We start from the raw sequence: 15,227 nt of genomic DNA on the forward strand, positions 1-15,227 counted from the left end.
GCAACCAAGAGACGCGCGCGCTCGTCCCGCAAAACTACTTCTTGGCAGGTGCCTGCGAGTGCGCGGGGGCCGCCGTCGTTCCGTCGAGGACGGAATGGCCGGTCGCATGGCGACCGATGAGCACGAAGAGCGAGATCGACGTGAACATGAAGATAATGGCCGCCCAGGTCGTCAGGCGCGTCAACAGGTTTGCAGCGCCACGCGGCCCGAAGGCTGTCTGCGATCCCTGGCCGCCGAAGGCACCGGCCAGATCAGCACTCTTGCCCTGCTGCAGCAGGACGACGCCGATGAGAAAAACACAGACAATGACGTGAATGATGGTGAGAAGGATGATCATGCGACTGCTTTCTACTGAGGTCTGAGGAGGACCGATTGGTGCGGAAGGGGGGACTTGAACCCCCATTTCAGTTGCTAAGTTCTAGCAGCCACTCGCAAGCACTAGTCAGGAGTACTCCACTTTGCCACCATTTTACAGAGAATCGTCCACGGATCGTCCAGAGTTTGAAAACGGGAATCGAGACTCCGGTTTTCATGTGACGATGACGCTCTCCTGTTGCTTCGCTTGGTTCCAGGAGATAGGGTTTGCCGGATGCTAGTGCATTCCCTAGGTCTTCCGTCCCGAAACGGACATACAGTCGTCTCAGCGCGGCGCTCCGCGTTCGAGGTGACTCATGAAGAATCTGCGTCTTGCCTTCTGCGTGGCCATGGTGGCCGCGCCCATGTTTCTCTTGCACTCTGGCACCCGCGCCGCTTCACTAATCGGCCCACCAGGATCGCCACAGCCCCCGTGCTGCAAGGTGACGCGTGACGCCGGCACAGTTCAGCTACCCGCTCATCGCGCTCGGTGAGCTTACCCTACTGCTTCAGGCGCGGTCGTCCACTGGTCCTGTAGCGACCGCGCTGCGTGTCTGGCTCGCCGGCCAGCTTCTCTGCTTCGCCGTGCTTGAGCCCGCTTTCTTGTTTCATCTTCCGATATACGCGGCGGTCTACTCCGCGGCCTCCGTGGCCAGCTTCTTGCTAGACCTAATCGTCCTGTCTACGGTGCTCCGCCAGCAACTACCAGCACGCGAAGGCCTAAGGGCTCTGGCGATCTCGGCATTGGTGGCCATCACCTTGGGCCTCACCCTGTTCGGGATTGCGCGGGAGGCGACGGGGGTCTCCTGGCTGGTCACTGAGCAGCTCCTGCAATACCTGCGGACTGCTGCGCTCATCGTTATAGCTGTGCGCGGGCGGCGCTCGCCCGAGGCATGGCCGAGCCAGATCGCTTGGGCATGGCTGGCACTCGCCGGCTACGCCTTTCTTGATGCGGTCATGATTCGTATTCAAATCGCCATTGCACATACGGGCGGCCCGCTGGATGTCCTCGGCGCGAGCGCTGCCCTGTTTGAAGTGTTTGCCTTCCGCCAGTCTCTGAAGGCAGTTGCGCGGTCGGAGTCTAGCCAGCTTGTTGCAGTGCTGGCAAAGGCGTGAGAGGGAACCATGGGTCTTGCTATCTTCGCCGCGTTCGTAGGCGTTCTTCCCGTATTGGCAGTGCATGTCATTCGCGACATGATTCGAGCGCGCAAGCCCTTTCACGACCTCGTAGCAGACTTCCATGCCGTCCCGGGCGCTTGGTCGCAGGTCGCTGCTGGGCTGTCCGGCGGTGACCTGAAGACCATCTGGCACAACATGGACGTGACTCGAGTGGCCGCCCGTCGCCTCCTGCGGGTAGCCGATCGGTGCAGCGACCCGCAGGATGCCGAGGAAATACGTGGCACTTACCGTAACTGGTTACTAAACCGTTGGAAGCTGTATTTGTCACTCCCCCTTGCTGTGACTGGTTTATTCTTGGCAAGAATAGTGACTTCCCCCACCGTTGACCTCACTGAGCCGACGGCAAGGCTTCATGGCGAGGACGTACTTTTCTTGAGGGACATGACAGAAGTGATTGAGCCCGGCTACATCGACCGCTTCGACGCGCGGTTTCTGTGATGGTTCTTGAACTGGATCCAGCAAAGCTGCTTCAGGATCTGCTGGAACAGAAGCGAGCTATCGATAGCCGCATTGCCGAGGTGCGTCGCGTCCTGAGCCAGCCGTTGCCGTTAGATGGCGTTGTCCAAGGCAAGCCGAGCGGCCGATCCAGCGGCTACAAGGTGCTGGATGGTATCCGGCTTGTGACTGAGGACGGCGCTCTCAAGATGACTCCCAATGACCTGGTCCAGACCCTGCTGGACCGTGGCCTCGTGGCCGGCAAGAGCTTTTCTCATGCCAAGGCCAACGTCATGCGCAGTATCGCGCTCTCGAAGGGTGCTGCCGAGATCGTTGACGGGATGGTGCACTACTATCCGACACGGAAGTCACGGGTGGGGAAGAATCACTTCAGCTAGTTCGCACTAGTGAGTACTAGCGAATTCCCATTGCATCGCTGCACCGTTTCCGCTACATTCCTGTTGCACCCCCTAAATTAGTCCCTGCCTGTGACATCACGGTTTCGAGGACCGATTCCTCCGACCTCCAGATATGTCCAAAGACACTCGTGTCCTCAATGTGACCCGCGGCTTCCACCTGCGCTTCAACCAGGCATGCCGCGCCGTGGAAAATTGCGCCTGCGAATGGGTCGAAGTGGGCGTGTCCGTCCGAAGCCTGACGCTGCAGGAGTCGATCGCGGCCCGGGCCAAGCAGGCGGCGAACCGCGAACCGCTGCCGTTCTCCGAGCTGCCAAACCTGCGCTACGAGCCACAGGCACGCGGCGAGCGGGCGTACTGGGAGAGCCGTGTCCTGTCTTATGAGGCCGCAATCTTCGCTCAGGACGTTGTGCGCGCCCAATGACGCCCTGCAGTTTAGACGATCTTGCCCAGCTCATCACGGCGGGTCAGGAGAGCGCAAAAGAGCGCTTCGCTGAACTGAAGAGGGACTTCGAAGCGAAGCACCAGGAGAACCAAAAAAGACGGCACGAGCTGCGCGATGACCTGCAGACGGTTCGCGACGAGGTCTATGAGCGCTGCAACAAGCTTGCGGATCGAGTCATGCGGCTCGAGACGACTAACAGTTCGATCGTTGGCAGCGACAACTCAGGGGCTTCGGGCTTGCTACATGAACTCAATCGGAAGGTCGATGCACTTCGCAAGCTCGTCTTCATGGCTCTGGGCATCTGCGTCTTCCTTGCGTTCGTCGTGCCCGTGATCGTGACCGTCGTGCTGTTCATGCTGAAGCACTGAGGAGTGAACATGGACCCGAATGAGCTTTGGGCACTGTGCCTCTGGCGGGAAGCGCGCGGCGAAGGCGTCGAAGGCATGCGCGCCGTTGCATGGATCATCTGGAACCGCTCGCGCCATTGGGGCAAGACATTGCCAGAAGTGATCATGGGGCGGAACCAGTTCACGAGCATGTCGGTCGAGAAGAACCCGCCGAACCCTGAGCAGGATGATCTCCAGATGGCCGAAGCGCGGCAGATCGTCAAGGACATCGTCACGCACGCGGACACGATTGATCCGACGAAGGGTGCGCTCTACTACGCGAACCTCGCTTCCGTGAGAGCGGCGAACCTGAAGGCCAAGATGCCGGCAGATGCGGGCTGGTTTTTCCAGGCCATCGTGCATGGGCCCGACCATCCACAGCTTGCCGTCATCGGCGAGCACACCTTCTTCGCCTAGGAGGCGACCATGAGCGTACTGGACACGATCGCATCGGCGGCCGGTGCCGCGTCGAACCCGATCTCGGCGATCGCCACTGTGGTGGAAAAGGCGTTGAGCTTCATCCCTAACCCGGCAGACAAGCTCGCACTCGAGACACACGCCCTGGATGTGCAGGCGGATCTCCGCAAGGCCGAGCTAGAGGCTGAAGCGCGAGAGATCGAGTCGAACAAGGGCGCGCAGAGCGACCATTATCTTGGCACGGCGCGCGCCGGATTCTGCTGGGTGCTCATAGGCATCACGGCGTGGAACTATGCGGGAGTGTTTATCGCAAACTCACTCTTCAAGGCCCACATGGCATATGTCGAAGTGCCGTTCTCGATTCTTTCGATCTTCGCCACGATCATGCTCGGGTGTATCGGCGTACCGGCCGGAATCGAAGCCGTGAAGCAGATTCTTGCCATGCCTGGCGAGTCGTCAGTGAAGCTTCCGGGCCTGAGCGCAAGCAACAAGAGCTAAGGAGGCGTCATGCTCTACGCAGTCGCGATATTCGTAGGGCTCATCGTTGGCCTCGCCTTGGAAGCGCGCTTTGACCTGATCGGCACAGCGAAGAAGGACACGCTGCAGGCATACGAGCGGGCTTCGCAGATGTGGCTCGAGACCAATCGGCGCGTCTCGAAGGTCGAAGACGTCATCAGGGGCAAGTGAGCACCTATGTTCGCTGGGATGTGGTTGTTGTCCTGGTGCTGATGGGCGTGATCTTCGGGTTCGAGATGCTGGGCGTTTTCGACTCGGAGTACATCACGCTGACACGCATCCTGAAGTCATACGTGCCGATCCCACTGCGGATCATGGTGCTGGCGTGGCTGTGCTGGCACTTCGCTGCGTCCGACATCGTCAGAGCTATTCAGACCGGAAAGCCGATTCAGTAGCGACGTCCCGACAAGGGCAGAGGGAGGCGTGGAGCCAGAGCGAGGCGGGCTGAGCAATCGGCCCACTTCAATGTGCACACGCAGGAAGCAGGGAACAAGATGCCATCCGGACGACCGACGATGTACACAGATGAGTTGGCGGACGCAATCTTGGCTGAGCTTGCGACGAGCAGCGCGGGGCTGAATTCAATCTGCGCTCGCGAAGACTTTCCGCATCCGGCGACTGTGTATCGGTGGGTTCTGGATCGCCCTGGCTTTTGCGAGAAATACACGCGCGCGAAAGAGCATCAGACGACTGTTCTCGAGGAAGAGATACTGCAAATTGCTGATAACACACAGCTTGGAGAAGTAGTCACGCTGAAGGCAGACGGCACAGAAGAGCGCAAGATGGCCGACATGCTGGAGCACCGCAAGCTGAAGATCGAGTCGCGCAAGTGGCTGATGGGCAAGCTCAGGCCGAAGAAGTATGGCGACCGGCAGGCGATTGAGGTCAGCGGCGAACTGGCGTTGGCCGAGCGGATCAGCAAGGCGCGCCAGCGAGTGCCGGATTCGCATGAGAATTCGTAGGGTGGCCGCGAATCGGATAGATGATTCGACGCCGAAACATATAGGCGCCCGCGCTTGCCATACGAATTGACCCCTGAAGACGAGCTGGTTGCAGACATCGCCGGGTTCAGCGCGGACCCGTTAGGCCATGTGCGGTACGTGTTCCCATGGCTTGAGCACGGCGAGCTGCTGACATCGGCCGGGCCGCGATGCTGGCAAGAGAAGACGCTGACAGACATCCGGGATCACTTGCAGGGGTCGCAGCGATTCCAGCCGCTGCAGCTGGCAATCAGTTCCGGCCACGGTATCGGCAAGTCGGCCCTGATCGGGCAGGTCATCCATTGGGCGATGAGCACCTGTGAAGACTGCCGCGTGGTGCTGACAGCGAACACGGAGACGCAGCTTCGCACGAAGACCTGGCCCGAAGTCTCGAAGTGGTTCCGCATGTCCATCAACAGCCACTGGTGGAACGTGACCGCGACGTCGATCCAGGTGAAAGAGCGCACGCACGAGCGGTTATGGCGTGCGGATGCGATCCCCTGGAGCGAGCAGAACACAGAAGCGTTCGCCGGACTACACAATGCCGGGAAGCGCATTCTGGTGATCTACGACGAAGCATCGGCGATTGCGGACCGCATCTGGGAAGTGACCGAAGGCGCGCTGACCGATGAGCGCACCGAGATTATCTGGCTGGCGTTCGGCAACCCGACGAAGAACACAGGCCGCTTCCGTGAGTGCTTTGGCCGGTACAAGCATCGCTGGATCTCCCGCCAGATCGACTCACGCACAGTCGATGGCACGAACAAAGAGCAGCTGGAGAAATGGGTCCACGATTACGGAGAAGATTCCGACTTTGTGCGCGTCCGCGTTCGCGGTGAGTTTCCCCGGGCGGGCTCGACGCAGTTCATCGCTGGTGACGTTGTGGCCGAGGCAAGAAAGCGCCAAGCGCTGCAGGTGGACGGGCAGTGGAAGATCCTGAGCGTGGACGTCGCCAGATTCGGTGACGACCAGACGGTGATCGGACTGAGGCAAGGCGACTCGCTCAAGGTGCTCGAAAAGCTGCGCGGGCAGGACACCGTTCAAGTGGCGATGCGCGTGTCGCAGCACATCAAGACGGAAACGCCGCGCGTGACAGTGATCGACGGCGATGGCATCGGTGCGGGCGTTGTGGATTACGTCCGCCATCACATGGGCGCCTGGTTCAAAGCGCATGCTCCCTGCCGGCTCATGGAGTTTCACGGTGGTGGAACGCCGCGGGATGGCGACATGTACTTCAACCAGCGCGCGGAGTGCTGGGGCAAGATGCGTGACTGGCTCGAGACAGGCTCCATCCCGGATGACCCGGAGCTTGAGTCCGACCTGACCGGCCCGGAGTACTTCTTCTCGAGCAAGAACCAGATTCAGCTTGAGAAGAAAGAGGACATGAAGAAGCGCGGGCTGTCGTCTCCGGACCTGGGCGACATGCTCGCGATGAGCTTCGCCGCAGTGCCGACACCAGCGACGCGGGACGAGCGCCTGGCCGAAGAGATTGCGAACACGGCAGACCCCTTGGAGAGACACATCAAGCGGCTGCGCGAGACGGAGCGGCGCCAGAAGAGCGGAGCACCGTTGCAGTACTGGGAGTGAGACGACGATGACGTGGCCTATGGCTTTGCTCGTGCTTGTGTTGGTGGCGATCATCGCCTATCTCGGCTGGAAGCTGATGGAGGCCGAGAAGCGTGCCGAGCGCGCAAGCGCTGCACTCACGCAGGCCTTTGCGGAGGGTGCGCTCTACAAAGAGCAGCGTGACTCGGCGGAGTCGTCCTTGGTGGAATCCCGCGAGTCACGGCAGCGCCTCGCAGCGACGCACGAAGAGTATGTGCGGGCCCATCCGGCTCGCAAGCCTGCATTGCCGACCGCTCCTCTCGATTGGGAGCAGGCACAGAGCACTGCATTGAATGAATTCACGGAGGCAGCCAATGGCGTTTAGGGACAGTGCCGGCAACGGCTTCACGAACCACTCGGACATGAAGCGCTCCGAGATGAAGATGAAGGCCAAGGCTCCGGCGCAGAAGCCTGCCGTAGCCGATGACGAAGGCGCCGAGCAGGACGGTGCCGCGATGGCCCAGCAGCACGGCCCCGCAGCGTCCATTGACATTCAGCACGGCCAGACGCACACGGTGCACGTGACGCATCCGGACGGCCACACGCATGAGTCGCAGCACGCCTCGGCGGCGGCGGCACACAAATACGCAGCTGACTGCGCAGGCGGCGGCATGGAGGCGATGTAGGTAGTGACGACTCCCCCCGTAGCCCAGCAGCCCGAAGAAGAGCAGGGTCCGACGCTGACCCCGCTTGTCTTGCCCGAGGGTCACGTGCTGGGCCAGTACGCCTCGTTCAACGTCTCACCGTCACCGATGTATGGACCCGACGAACTGGGCGATTACAAGGGCGCTATCGATGATCTGGACGAGACGGTCACGCGTGCTGATTCCGCCGGCCGGACATACGAGGTCATGCAGGCGTGGGAGGCACGGCAGTTCGCGGAGAATCGCCAGTTCCTGATCGCCGGGCGTGGCGGATGGTCGCTCTACGGCGCGATGAATGGCAGCCGGGCTTCCGGTGGAGAGATCTTTCAGACGCAGAACGCGGGCAAGCTGTTCTCGTGCAACGTGTACGGCGCGCGGCAGGACAAGATCGTCGCTGCGCTGTCACGCGAGGTCCCTGGATTCACCTTTGTGCCGAAGCGCGACAAAGACCCGATGGATCAGACTGCTGCCGATGAGGCGAAGCGGTACCTCTCCGTCTGGATGCAGGAAGCCGGGATCAAGAACGTCGTCGGCAAGACGGCCGCGCTGTTCTACACCGATGACCGTGTCGTGCTGTACACGCGCTCGGTGGCCGATCAGCAGGCGTGGGGTACGGAGTCTCCCGACCAGCACGACGCATTCGGCGAAGCATCCGCAGACGGTGTAACACCCGAGACTGAGATGCAGGCGCAGACTTCTGGCACGGAATTGCCAGCCGTGCGTGAGCTGACAAGCGCGTTCGGCAAGCTCGAAGCCAAAGTGCCGCTGATGGCGGACAGCCTGAGCGAGATGGGCTGGGTGCAGATCGAGACGGAGCAAAACGTCAACACACTGCGCGAGCGCTACGCCTGGATCGAAGACAAGATCACCGCCGGCGGCAAGAACGGCAAGGAAGACATCGACCGGCAGGCGCGGATCAACGTCAGGCTGTGCGTTCAGAGCACGCAAACCTCAGGCGAGTCGTGGCAGCAGGACACCACCGAGACGCTGCGCTGGTATCGACCGAGTCAGTATCGTGCGATCAAGAACGCGGAGACACGCAAGCTGTTTCGCGAGACGTTTCCAGATGGATTACATGTGGTTCGCGTCGGCGGGGAACTGGCGGTTGTCTGGAACGAGTCGATGGACAAGCACATCCGGGTCTTGCATCCGCGGCATGGCTCAGGCCAGAACCGCCGCGCCATCGGGTCGAACTACCTGCCGCTGCAGAAAGTCTTGAACGCCAACATCAGCCTCGTGGATCGCTACTTCCGCTCAGCGGTGCCGCGGCGGTTTGCGATGGAAGGCCCGCTGGACGTGCAGGCCATGAATCAGCAGCAGAACGACCCGGCACGCGTGACGCCGGTGGCTGGCGACTCGATTCCGAGTGGTTTGGGCCTCGACGGCATTACGGCGATCGAGAAGACGCCGACGCCGAACGCCACGATGATCCAATTCGTGCAGTGGCTGATCGAAGGCGCGCCCGAGGTGATGGATGGCGCTTCTCCGGCAATCTTCGGCACGGGTGAGAGCGAGCCGCAACCCATCAAGGACGAGGCTGAAAGGATCGCTGGGAGTGAGTGAGGCCACGCAGAAGTTGACGGAGTTGCGCACGTCCACTCGCGATCGCGTCCAGCGCACCCGCGCATCTGCCTCGGCCAGTTCGTAGGCTGCCACTGTCCCAAAGACCTCCACCCTGACCGGCAAAACTGTTCGCATGGCAAAAGCCCTCAGGGCACCCTCGCTAGCGCTGTGGTGATAGAGCGCAACCAACTTGCGCAGCCTCACTGGTTCGCTCGCAACGGGCTCGACTCAAGCATCTCGTCCATCAGCGCCTTTTTCTCTTTGCCGAGGCGTACGCGCGCCATCTTGGCCTGATTGGCTTCCTCGGCCTCGCGGATCAGCAGCCAGTGGTGAGGGCAGTAACTGCTGCCCGGCGTGGTGACCTTGTTGCAGGTCCATCCGCGCTCGAAGTGAATGCATCCTGTCGGTCGGTTCTTTTTCTGCTCGCTCATCATGCCCCCGCCGCCACACTCTTGCGATCACCCTGTGGTGTTGCCATCTGCCCAGCCCAGCGCTTCCAGCAGTTGCACCGCGCCACGACGCGCCTGCCCTCCTGCATCACCCAGGTCCAGCCATCCATGCGCACGCTGTGCTTCTGGCACTCGCATTCCGGATCTGGCCGGAACTTCGTCTTCGCTGCCTCTGTCTTCGCCATGGCCTCAAGCTCCTCCGCGACTTCGCTGGGATGGGGAAAGAATCTCTGGCCCGGCCGAATGCGCAACGCCAGCAGGATCGTTCTCAGCGCCGGTAGCCCATGGATCGCCGCCAGCCGCTCCAGGTCGAACTCGAAGCCCTCCACCGTCTCCGGTGAAAAGTTCTGGCTCGGGTAGTAAGCCCACATCTGCTGCATCAGCGCCTCGAATTGAGCGAGATTCGCGTCGGCGAGCTGCTGCCTGTCGCGACGCTGCGAGAGCGCTGTTGACGCGTCCGGCTGCCCCAATGCCAGTCGCGTTGCTACTGCTGCTGCCTTCGCTCTTTCCATCGCGTCCCCCTCGCTGCCACTCCGCTGCGTCGTCGTCGTACCGCCCCTGCCGCAGCCACGTTGCCGGGTGCGGCGTGAATGCCCCTTCCATGCCGGCCGGGGAGCGAGCGTAGGCCTGGACACGGCGGAATAGCCACTCCTGCGCCTCGCGAGCTGACAGCGACCGCGCTGCCTGGATGCGCTTCAACGCAGCAGCCATGGCCTTCATCGCCGCCTGCTTGCCCACTTTGCGCGGATAGGCCTGGTAGATCGCCTCCGAGGCCGCATCCCCGACGGGTCGGGGTGAGGAAGCTTTAGCTTCCGATACTTGCTTTACTGTCTCTGTAACTGTCTGTGTCTGTGTGTCGGCTTGGCGTTGCGGTGACCGTTCGCTCTCTAGTCGCGGACCGTCACGGTGACTGTGCGGTGACCGCTCGGTGACCGATGGGTCAGCGTCATCATCCCGACGCCGATTTGTGCTCTTTGCTGCATCGCGCCGCGCCTCGAAGACGCGCTTCGCTTCAGACCATTCATCGAACAACACTCCATTGCGGTGCTGCCCTTCCACGATCGGGAAGTGGCGCAGGATGGTGCGGCTGAACTCACTCCAAAGCGAGCCGAGACCGCTGAGTGCTGCTAACTCGTCCTCATCGATCGGAAGGAAGCAATCATCCGACTGCCACTGCGCGGCCAGCAGGTAGAGATAGCCGGAGCGAGCGGTCGGGTGCATCGCCTGCACATAGCGAGATCCCATGAAGCGATCGATATGGAACGGCATCCAGCGTTGCCACTTAGCAGGCACTGTCGGGTAACTCCAAAGGAAAAGCACTGCAGGAAAAAGACGGGGGCGGCTGTTTTTCTTTGTGTCCCACCCCCGGTTCAGAGAGAGCGTTTAGGCTGCGGGAGCCTGTCCGTTAACTTCGGGCTGAACAGTGGTCAGAGCACCGGTGATCTGGTCGGACATCGCCTTGACCTTGGCATCGACGGTGCTGAAGTCCACAGCCGGATTGTTGGCCTTGAGAGCGGCGACTTCATCCTTCAGGCTCTTCACGCTGCCATCCAGGCCGGTCAGCGTGGTCACGGCGGTGGCGACGTTGGTGTTGAGGGTTTCAAGGTCAGCGGCAAACTGTTCCTGGGTCACTGCATTGGTGGACATGAATCGCTCCAGTAATTCGTGGTTGGTGTTTTGTTTACGAAGAACCTCATGCAGCAGGCCCTCCAGCTTTTCGAAAGACTCTTTGTGCTCCCACATACCTAGCCCTCCGACTCGAAGCGCATGTTGCCCGCGAATGGCCGGCCGCTGCCGTAGCTCTGCCGCGGCATGTCGAACAGCACGCGCCGATGCAATGCGCCCTTCATCTCTCCGCGCGTGAACCCGAGGCAGCTACAATAGAGCAGGCGATCCGAGAATGGAAACGCATCAGACTGGATCAGCACGTAACCGCATGGGTTATCGATGTGGACGATGATGCCCGGCAGGGAAGTGCCACCCTTTGCGAGCCAGTCGCGGAAGGCCTCCCGGCTCGGCACGGGAGTAGGAAGAGCGCTCATGGAATCACTCCCTCACTGCCGATCATGTCGGCCAAATGATCCATGTACTCATCGCCCGCGTCGTAGCGCACAGGGTCGATCTCCAGTGGCCCTACCGGCCCCATGATCGGGATCATCCAAACAGTCGGCGGAAGCCCGCGAGCCTGGATGAACTGCTCAATCTCTCCGTCAAACTTCACGACCTCGGCCTCGATCTGCTCGATCAGTGCCTCATTGCGTGGCACCCGCTCGTAGACGTGGCGCATGCCCTCAGGCAACCGGGGATCGTAGCCGTAGAAGTCGCACCACTGCCGTTCCGTGCAGGCCAGCTCCCACTGCATCTGGAAGATGTATTCGTCGGGGATCTCCTTCGAGTCCATCCACTGCAGCAGAGTCTCGGTCTTCGGGCACTTGATCTCGAGAATGCCGTCATCACCGACCAGGCCATCCGGTGAAGCACCGGCAAAGTCGAGCGTCGGGTGCAGCACAAACCCGACTGGCTCGACCAGAGTCTTAACGGCAAGCTCGTAGAAGCTGCGAGCCTCTTCCTCGGTATCGCTGCCGTGCTGCATGTAGGGCGACACGTAGTGGTCAGCCGATCGGCCGGAAAGGCGTTCCGCGACCAGTTCCAGCTTGTAGCCGCGGCGCTTGGCAGACTCACTGCCTGACTCGCCAGACTTGCTCTTGCGCGATGTGTAACTCATCACGTCGCAAATCCGCGAGGCAGTGATTCTGCCGACCCGATTTTTGATCCACGCGTCGGACTGCTGGGCACCGTAAAGTTCTCTCACTCGGCACCGCCTGTAGCCTGGGTGATGACGTCGCAGATCATCCCCTTGACGCGCATCGCGTCGTTTGGTCGGCCTTCGTCGTCGATATCTTCGTGGCTGTCCGCCCACACCCATACGCGCTGCAGCGCCTCGAGCATGTCCGGCGCGGCGGCGATTAAGCGAGCGTTCGCGAACGCGGTGAGAGTTTCCCCGTAAGTGACCGCCGCTATCGTCCGTAGGTCGAAGCGACTATCGCCGGTGGCCCGCTTGATATACGCGCCTTCGCTGCCCGCCTCGAATGAGCGCCAAGGACCCGGCGTATGCGGCGTCTGCTCACGCATGCTTGGCCCCCTTCAACTGCCGATAGCGCTCATCCTTCGCCTTGAGGAACTTCGCCATGGCAGAACGGTCGCCAAGCGAGCTGGCCTTGTCTGCCGCCTCTAGGTAACGCCTCTTCAGCTCATCCACATCCGCGGCGGAAGCGATCGCATCGAGCCATGAAACCTCAGCGTCCTCCGGCATCGCTGTGCCGGGCGCAGCCTCTGTTGCCTTGCCGTCGTCATCCTGGTCCGAAGCCGCGAGCCCCGTTGCCGCGAGCAGTGTGTAGCGCTCCAGATAGCTCTTCGCGCTGCCGCGCGCTTGGATCGCATTGCGCCCCGGCCCCGTATCGGGCGCGGCGCCCATGCTCACCTGCTCCCAGTGCCCTTGCGTGTGGCGGATGGTGCAGGTGACCTCCATCCAGTCCTTTTCATCACGGGACAGCTTCCACGAATGACTGAGGCCATGCTTCGCAAGCATCGGGGAGACGGCCTTGACCACGCCGAACAAGTCGGCATACTTCTTGCCCTTGAGTGGGCCATCTGTCACGGTGACATTCTTCAGAACTGCCACGGCCTCAGACTTGAACGCGCTGAAGGCCACGTTGAATGCCTTGCGGGCCTCGTTCGCCTCCCAGCGCTCCTGAATCTCCAGCAGCTTGGACAGCTTGTCCACATCCGCGCCTTGCTGCACGGCGAGCTGCAGCACTTCCATGGGCCGAATCTCGGCAGGCTGTGCCACCACGATCTCTGTGTTGCTCACTGAACACCCCCGTAGTGCGCGCACAGCATGAAGAAGAAGAGAAGCGCCACGGCCAAGCCCATGCCGGCCAGCACCAGGTCCACAAGCTCAATGCGGTGCGCATTGTTGTCGCCGGCTGGGACCAGGTGGCAGGGCTCTTCACCGTCCCAGCGGTGCAGCGCAAAGCAGTTGGGGTCTGCGCAGAGGCACTGTTTGTGCAGCTTGCAGTAGGTGGCGGCGACGCCTTCGCAGTAGGTGCAGACGGCGATGCTCATTCGGCACCGCTCTTCAGGACTGCGAAGTCTGCCTCGGGGTTAAACCAATCGTCTTTGACGATGTGGCCGATTGCTTCGATCCGGCCCCACTCGTCTTCCTTGCGCACCCGGATTGTTTTCCCGGCCAGCTCGTCCCATGTCGTGACGCCCGCAACTTCCAGGCAACGCCAGATGAAGTGGCCAGCTACGCTCTGCAGCGTGTGGTGAGTGAACGTCTTGGGTAGGTAGAGACAGTAACCGCCGAAGCCCTGTCCGGCGCCGCCGTAATTCAAGTGAAGCCACGCGGAAAGCAGACCATGGGAATCTGCGGTCAGCGAAGCACTTACGATGATTGCGTTTTTGATCACGCTCACTGGATCACTCCCTTCACGGTGGGCCCTTCGAGTACTTCCGCGACCCAGATGGGCGGATCGTCATCGCCATCCACGTAGCCCTTGCCGCACAACTTCTCGGCAACGTCACGCAGGCTGCCGTCCAACAAGCGGAGATCGGCTGCATCGACCAGAGGGAGAACGCCGGAGCGCTCCAGGCACCACTTCGGGCTGGGCACGTCAGACTCGACATCCCAGATGCACACGAAGACAGCCAACATGCGGAGCAGTGCCTGCTCTTCCTTGCTGGCGTGGCGATACACCCAGTCCGAAAGGCAGCGCTGGGAGCAACAGACGAGCCTGCCCTTCGCCGGGACCAGGTCACCAATGCACTTGCGATCCATGGTGACGGGGTGCTCGGAGTACCACATCTCGTTCTCGCGATCGAAGACCAACTCCAGATCGCATTGGTCGCAACGGTTGCGACGCTCTTCAGGCAAGCGGTCGCGGCGGTTGAATTCGGCAATGGCGCCGACGGGGATGTTCATCGCGCACCACCGACGATGACGGCCACACACTTCGCCCGAATCTCGGACTCAAGCTTCTGCGCAGCTACCTGCAGCGTGTACTTGCGCGTCACCGCGGACTCATAGGTGTGGTGGGTGCTCGAATCCTTGCCGAGCAGCGTGTCGAACAGCACGTACGGCGCGCCAGGCGCGGCGGGCTCGCGGACCTCGTAGCGCTCGCTCACAGGCACCCCCGAAGAACCAGGCCGCCGAGGATCTGCAGGACCAGCCACGCGGCGTAGAGGCGGCTGCGCAGGGTGCGTGGAGTGGAGCGCGGTGCGAACCGGATGTGGATCGCGGAGTAGGGCTGGGTTGCCATATCGGGTCTTCCTCTCGGAGGAGAGCCCCCTGTAACAGGTGGGGAGATTTAGGAACAACCCGATAGTCCCACTAGTGAGTACCTGTGTCAACTGGTAAGTTATGGTAGAGTGCACTAGTGAATAAAAGGTGGTGGTGACATGGGAAAGCAGAAGATGATGAAGCTGCCAGAAGCAGCTGAGTACCTAAACATCAGCAAGTCCAAGCTTTACGAAATGGTGAACGAAGCGCGGGTACCAGCCTTTAAGGTCGGCAGCCACTGGCGCTTCAATCCAGAAGAACTTGCGGATTTCGCGAAGTCCGGTGTAACGTCTGCCAAGAGTCAGACAGCGGGTGAAAGCGTTGAGCAAGGGCGAGCGGTATAAGCAAGGAACGCTGGAAAAGGTGAAGCTGAAAGCCGGATGGTGCTGGTTTCTCCGCTACACGGTAGTCACTAGTGAACGCACTAGTCGTCCCAGAGAGCGCATTGGTCTTGTCTCGGAGTTTAGGAACCGGACAGAGCTCAACCGCGCTGCTGA

General features: G+C 61.2%; 28 protein-coding genes. 15 read left to right on the top strand and 13 right to left on the bottom strand.

The annotated features are described in order from the left end of the window. Nucleotides 1–34 precede the first annotated feature (34 nt). Nucleotides 35–337 carry a preprotein translocase subunit SecG gene (gene secG, locus AC5IJH_RS02400; RefSeq protein ID WP_491901193.1) on the bottom strand — a complete coding sequence of 101 codons (303 nt, stop codon included), beginning with the start codon at nt 335–337 and terminating at the stop codon, nt 35–37. Nucleotides 338–804: 467 nt separating this feature from the next. On the opposite strand from secG, the gene AC5IJH_RS02405 reads away from it, so the two are divergent. The 14 genes from AC5IJH_RS02405 (at nt 805) to AC5IJH_RS02470 (ending at nt 8,940) form a co-directional block, all read left to right on the top strand. Beyond that, nucleotides 805–1,470: a hypothetical protein gene (locus AC5IJH_RS02405; protein ID WP_491901194.1), complete on the top strand. Its 666-nt coding sequence runs from the start codon at nt 805–807 to the stop codon at nt 1,468–1,470. Nucleotides 1,471–1,479: 9 nt separating this feature from the next. Beyond that, nucleotides 1,480–1,971 (top strand): hypothetical protein, encoded by a 492-nt coding sequence (locus AC5IJH_RS02410; RefSeq protein WP_491901195.1) that lies wholly within the window; start codon nt 1,480–1,482, stop codon nt 1,969–1,971. Further along, nucleotides 1,971–2,366: a hypothetical protein gene (locus tag AC5IJH_RS02415; RefSeq protein WP_491901196.1), complete on the top strand. Its 396-nt coding sequence runs from the start codon at nt 1,971–1,973 to the stop codon at nt 2,364–2,366. The genes AC5IJH_RS02410 and AC5IJH_RS02415 overlap by 1 nt, the downstream gene beginning before the upstream one ends. Nucleotides 2,367–2,499: 133 nt before the next feature. After that, nucleotides 2,500–2,808 carry a hypothetical protein gene (locus tag AC5IJH_RS02420; RefSeq protein ID WP_491901197.1) on the top strand — a complete coding sequence of 103 codons (309 nt, stop codon included), beginning with the start codon at nt 2,500–2,502 and terminating at the stop codon, nt 2,806–2,808. Beyond that, nucleotides 2,805–3,197 (top strand): hypothetical protein, encoded by a 393-nt coding sequence (locus tag AC5IJH_RS02425; RefSeq protein WP_491901198.1) that lies wholly within the window; start codon nt 2,805–2,807, stop codon nt 3,195–3,197. The genes AC5IJH_RS02420 and AC5IJH_RS02425 overlap by 4 nt, the downstream gene beginning before the upstream one ends. A 9-nt stretch (nt 3,198–3,206) precedes the next feature. Beyond that, nucleotides 3,207–3,632, top strand: coding sequence for a cell wall hydrolase (locus tag AC5IJH_RS02430; protein WP_491901199.1), 426 nt, complete (start codon nt 3,207–3,209; stop codon nt 3,630–3,632). 9 nt (nt 3,633–3,641) lie between these two features. Beyond that, nucleotides 3,642–4,130, top strand: a complete 489-nt coding sequence (locus tag AC5IJH_RS02435) for a hypothetical protein (protein ID WP_491901200.1) — start codon at nt 3,642–3,644, stop codon at nt 4,128–4,130. A gap of 9 nt (nt 4,131–4,139) precedes the next feature. After that, complete coding sequence (locus AC5IJH_RS02440) at nt 4,140–4,319, top strand: hypothetical protein (protein WP_491901201.1); 180 nt, start codon at nt 4,140–4,142, stop codon at nt 4,317–4,319. After that, on the top strand, nt 4,316–4,543 hold the full coding sequence (locus AC5IJH_RS02445) for a hypothetical protein (protein WP_491901202.1): 228 nt from the start codon (nt 4,316–4,318) through the stop codon (nt 4,541–4,543). Before AC5IJH_RS02440 ends, AC5IJH_RS02445 begins: the two co-directional genes overlap by 4 nt. A gap of 135 nt (nt 4,544–4,678) precedes the next feature. Then, nucleotides 4,679–5,110, top strand: coding sequence for a terminase small subunit-like protein (locus tag AC5IJH_RS02450; protein ID WP_491901203.1), 432 nt, complete (start codon nt 4,679–4,681; stop codon nt 5,108–5,110). 54 nt (nt 5,111–5,164) lie between these two features. Next, complete coding sequence (locus AC5IJH_RS02455) at nt 5,165–6,715, top strand: terminase (protein ID WP_491901204.1); 1,551 nt, start codon at nt 5,165–5,167, stop codon at nt 6,713–6,715. 19 nt (nt 6,716–6,734) lie between these two features. Continuing rightward, a complete protein-coding gene (locus AC5IJH_RS02460; protein WP_491901205.1) occupies nt 6,735–7,058 on the top strand; it encodes a hypothetical protein in 324 nt (107 codons plus the stop codon). Next, nucleotides 7,048–7,359, top strand: a complete 312-nt coding sequence (locus AC5IJH_RS02465; RefSeq protein ID WP_491901206.1) for a hypothetical protein — start codon at nt 7,048–7,050, stop codon at nt 7,357–7,359. The genes AC5IJH_RS02460 and AC5IJH_RS02465 overlap by 11 nt, the downstream gene beginning before the upstream one ends. A gap of 3 nt (nt 7,360–7,362) precedes the next feature. Beyond that, nucleotides 7,363–8,940 (top strand): hypothetical protein, encoded by a 1,578-nt coding sequence (locus tag AC5IJH_RS02470; protein ID WP_491901207.1) that lies wholly within the window; start codon nt 7,363–7,365, stop codon nt 8,938–8,940. 200 nt (nt 8,941–9,140) lie between these two features. On the opposite strand, the gene AC5IJH_RS02475 is transcribed toward AC5IJH_RS02470, so the two are convergent. The 12 genes from AC5IJH_RS02475 to AC5IJH_RS02530 form a co-directional block, all read right to left on the bottom strand. After that, nucleotides 9,141–9,371 (bottom strand): hypothetical protein, encoded by a 231-nt coding sequence (locus tag AC5IJH_RS02475; RefSeq protein ID WP_491901208.1) that lies wholly within the window; start codon nt 9,369–9,371, stop codon nt 9,141–9,143. After that, nucleotides 9,371–9,901 carry a hypothetical protein gene (locus AC5IJH_RS02480; protein WP_491901209.1) on the bottom strand — a complete coding sequence of 177 codons (531 nt, stop codon included), beginning with the start codon at nt 9,899–9,901 and terminating at the stop codon, nt 9,371–9,373. Before AC5IJH_RS02480 ends, AC5IJH_RS02475 begins: the two co-directional genes overlap by 1 nt. A gap of 871 nt (nt 9,902–10,772) precedes the next feature. Continuing rightward, nucleotides 10,773–11,132: a hypothetical protein gene (locus AC5IJH_RS02485; RefSeq protein ID WP_491901210.1), complete on the bottom strand. Its 360-nt coding sequence runs from the start codon at nt 11,130–11,132 to the stop codon at nt 10,773–10,775. 2 nt (nt 11,133–11,134) lie between these two features. Then, the gene (locus tag AC5IJH_RS02490; protein ID WP_491901211.1) at nt 11,135–11,431 is read right to left on the bottom strand and encodes a hypothetical protein; all 297 of its coding nucleotides are present in this window, start codon (nt 11,429–11,431) and stop codon (nt 11,135–11,137) included. Beyond that, on the bottom strand, nt 11,428–12,315 hold the full coding sequence (locus AC5IJH_RS02495; RefSeq protein ID WP_491901212.1) for a lambda exonuclease family protein: 888 nt from the start codon (nt 12,313–12,315) through the stop codon (nt 11,428–11,430). The genes AC5IJH_RS02490 and AC5IJH_RS02495 overlap by 4 nt, the downstream gene beginning before the upstream one ends. Beyond that, a complete protein-coding gene (locus AC5IJH_RS02500) occupies nt 12,198–12,521 on the bottom strand; it encodes an XkdD/Y8K6 family phage-associated protein (RefSeq protein WP_491901213.1) in 324 nt (107 codons plus the stop codon). Before AC5IJH_RS02500 ends, AC5IJH_RS02495 begins: the two co-directional genes overlap by 118 nt. Further along, nucleotides 12,514–13,260, bottom strand: coding sequence for an ERF family protein (locus AC5IJH_RS02505; RefSeq protein WP_491901214.1), 747 nt, complete (start codon nt 13,258–13,260; stop codon nt 12,514–12,516). The genes AC5IJH_RS02500 and AC5IJH_RS02505 overlap by 8 nt, the downstream gene beginning before the upstream one ends. Next, nucleotides 13,257–13,514: a hypothetical protein gene (locus AC5IJH_RS02510; protein ID WP_491901215.1), complete on the bottom strand. Its 258-nt coding sequence runs from the start codon at nt 13,512–13,514 to the stop codon at nt 13,257–13,259. The genes AC5IJH_RS02505 and AC5IJH_RS02510 overlap by 4 nt, the downstream gene beginning before the upstream one ends. Then, on the bottom strand, nt 13,511–13,867 hold the full coding sequence (locus AC5IJH_RS02515) for a hypothetical protein (RefSeq protein ID WP_491901216.1): 357 nt from the start codon (nt 13,865–13,867) through the stop codon (nt 13,511–13,513). Before AC5IJH_RS02515 ends, AC5IJH_RS02510 begins: the two co-directional genes overlap by 4 nt. Beyond that, a complete protein-coding gene (locus AC5IJH_RS02520; protein ID WP_491901217.1) occupies nt 13,864–14,373 on the bottom strand; it encodes a hypothetical protein in 510 nt (169 codons plus the stop codon). The genes AC5IJH_RS02515 and AC5IJH_RS02520 overlap by 4 nt, the downstream gene beginning before the upstream one ends. Beyond that, the gene (locus tag AC5IJH_RS02525; protein ID WP_491901218.1) at nt 14,370–14,576 is read right to left on the bottom strand and encodes a hypothetical protein; all 207 of its coding nucleotides are present in this window, start codon (nt 14,574–14,576) and stop codon (nt 14,370–14,372) included. The genes AC5IJH_RS02520 and AC5IJH_RS02525 overlap by 4 nt, the downstream gene beginning before the upstream one ends. Further along, entirely contained in the window at nt 14,573–14,710 is a 138-nt protein-coding gene (locus AC5IJH_RS02530) for a hypothetical protein (protein WP_491901219.1), read from the bottom strand. Before AC5IJH_RS02530 ends, AC5IJH_RS02525 begins: the two co-directional genes overlap by 4 nt. 139 nt (nt 14,711–14,849) lie before the next feature. Here AC5IJH_RS02530 and AC5IJH_RS02535 point away from each other — a divergent pair, with 139 nt between their 5' ends. Then, nucleotides 14,850–15,074 (top strand): helix-turn-helix domain-containing protein, encoded by a 225-nt coding sequence (locus AC5IJH_RS02535; protein WP_491901220.1) that lies wholly within the window; start codon nt 14,850–14,852, stop codon nt 15,072–15,074. Nucleotides 15,075–15,227: the final 153 nt, after the last annotated feature.

This window comes from Candidatus Dedyshia acidiphila, assembly GCF_051025295.1.
Lineage (GTDB): Bacteria > Acidobacteriota > Terriglobia > Terriglobales > Acidobacteriaceae > KBS-83.

Bases quoted from the DNA above. Each gene is read 5' to 3' on its own strand.
- secG (WP_491901193.1), bottom strand. From the start codon at position 337: ATGATCATCCTTCTCACCATCATTCACGTCATTGTCTGTGTTTTTCTC.
- AC5IJH_RS02410 (WP_491901195.1), top strand. From the start codon at position 1,480: ATGGGTCTTGCTATCTTCGCCGCGTTCGTAGGCGTTCTTCCCGTATTG.
- AC5IJH_RS02415 (WP_491901196.1), top strand. From the start codon at position 1,971: ATGGTTCTTGAACTGGATCCAGCAAAGCTGCTTCAGGATCTGCTGGAA.
- AC5IJH_RS02420 (WP_491901197.1), top strand. From the start codon at position 2,500: ATGTCCAAAGACACTCGTGTCCTCAATGTGACCCGCGGCTTCCACCTG.
- AC5IJH_RS02425 (WP_491901198.1), top strand. From the start codon at position 2,805: ATGACGCCCTGCAGTTTAGACGATCTTGCCCAGCTCATCACGGCGGGT.
- AC5IJH_RS02430 (WP_491901199.1), top strand. From the start codon at position 3,207: ATGGACCCGAATGAGCTTTGGGCACTGTGCCTCTGGCGGGAAGCGCGC.
- AC5IJH_RS02435 (WP_491901200.1), top strand. From the start codon at position 3,642: ATGAGCGTACTGGACACGATCGCATCGGCGGCCGGTGCCGCGTCGAAC.
- AC5IJH_RS02440 (WP_491901201.1), top strand. From the start codon at position 4,140: ATGCTCTACGCAGTCGCGATATTCGTAGGGCTCATCGTTGGCCTCGCC.
- AC5IJH_RS02460 (WP_491901205.1), top strand. From the start codon at position 6,735: ATGGCTTTGCTCGTGCTTGTGTTGGTGGCGATCATCGCCTATCTCGGC.
- AC5IJH_RS02465 (WP_491901206.1), top strand. From the start codon at position 7,048: ATGGCGTTTAGGGACAGTGCCGGCAACGGCTTCACGAACCACTCGGAC.
- AC5IJH_RS02475 (WP_491901208.1), bottom strand. From the start codon at position 9,371: ATGAGCGAGCAGAAAAAGAACCGACCGACAGGATGCATTCACTTCGAG.
- AC5IJH_RS02480 (WP_491901209.1), bottom strand. From the start codon at position 9,901: ATGGAAAGAGCGAAGGCAGCAGCAGTAGCAACGCGACTGGCATTGGGG.
- AC5IJH_RS02485 (WP_491901210.1), bottom strand. From the start codon at position 11,132: ATGTGGGAGCACAAAGAGTCTTTCGAAAAGCTGGAGGGCCTGCTGCAT.
- AC5IJH_RS02490 (WP_491901211.1), bottom strand. From the start codon at position 11,431: ATGAGCGCTCTTCCTACTCCCGTGCCGAGCCGGGAGGCCTTCCGCGAC.
- AC5IJH_RS02495 (WP_491901212.1), bottom strand. From the start codon at position 12,315: ATGGGTGTGGGCGGACAGCCACGAAGATATCGACGACGAAGGCCGACC.
- AC5IJH_RS02500 (WP_491901213.1), bottom strand. From the start codon at position 12,521: ATGCGTGAGCAGACGCCGCATACGCCGGGTCCTTGGCGCTCATTCGAG.
- AC5IJH_RS02510 (WP_491901215.1), bottom strand. From the start codon at position 13,514: ATGAGCATCGCCGTCTGCACCTACTGCGAAGGCGTCGCCGCCACCTAC.
- AC5IJH_RS02520 (WP_491901217.1), bottom strand. From the start codon at position 14,373: ATGAACATCCCCGTCGGCGCCATTGCCGAATTCAACCGCCGCGACCGC.
- AC5IJH_RS02530 (WP_491901219.1), bottom strand. From the start codon at position 14,710: ATGGCAACCCAGCCCTACTCCGCGATCCACATCCGGTTCGCACCGCGC.
- AC5IJH_RS02535 (WP_491901220.1), top strand. From the start codon at position 14,850: ATGGGAAAGCAGAAGATGATGAAGCTGCCAGAAGCAGCTGAGTACCTA.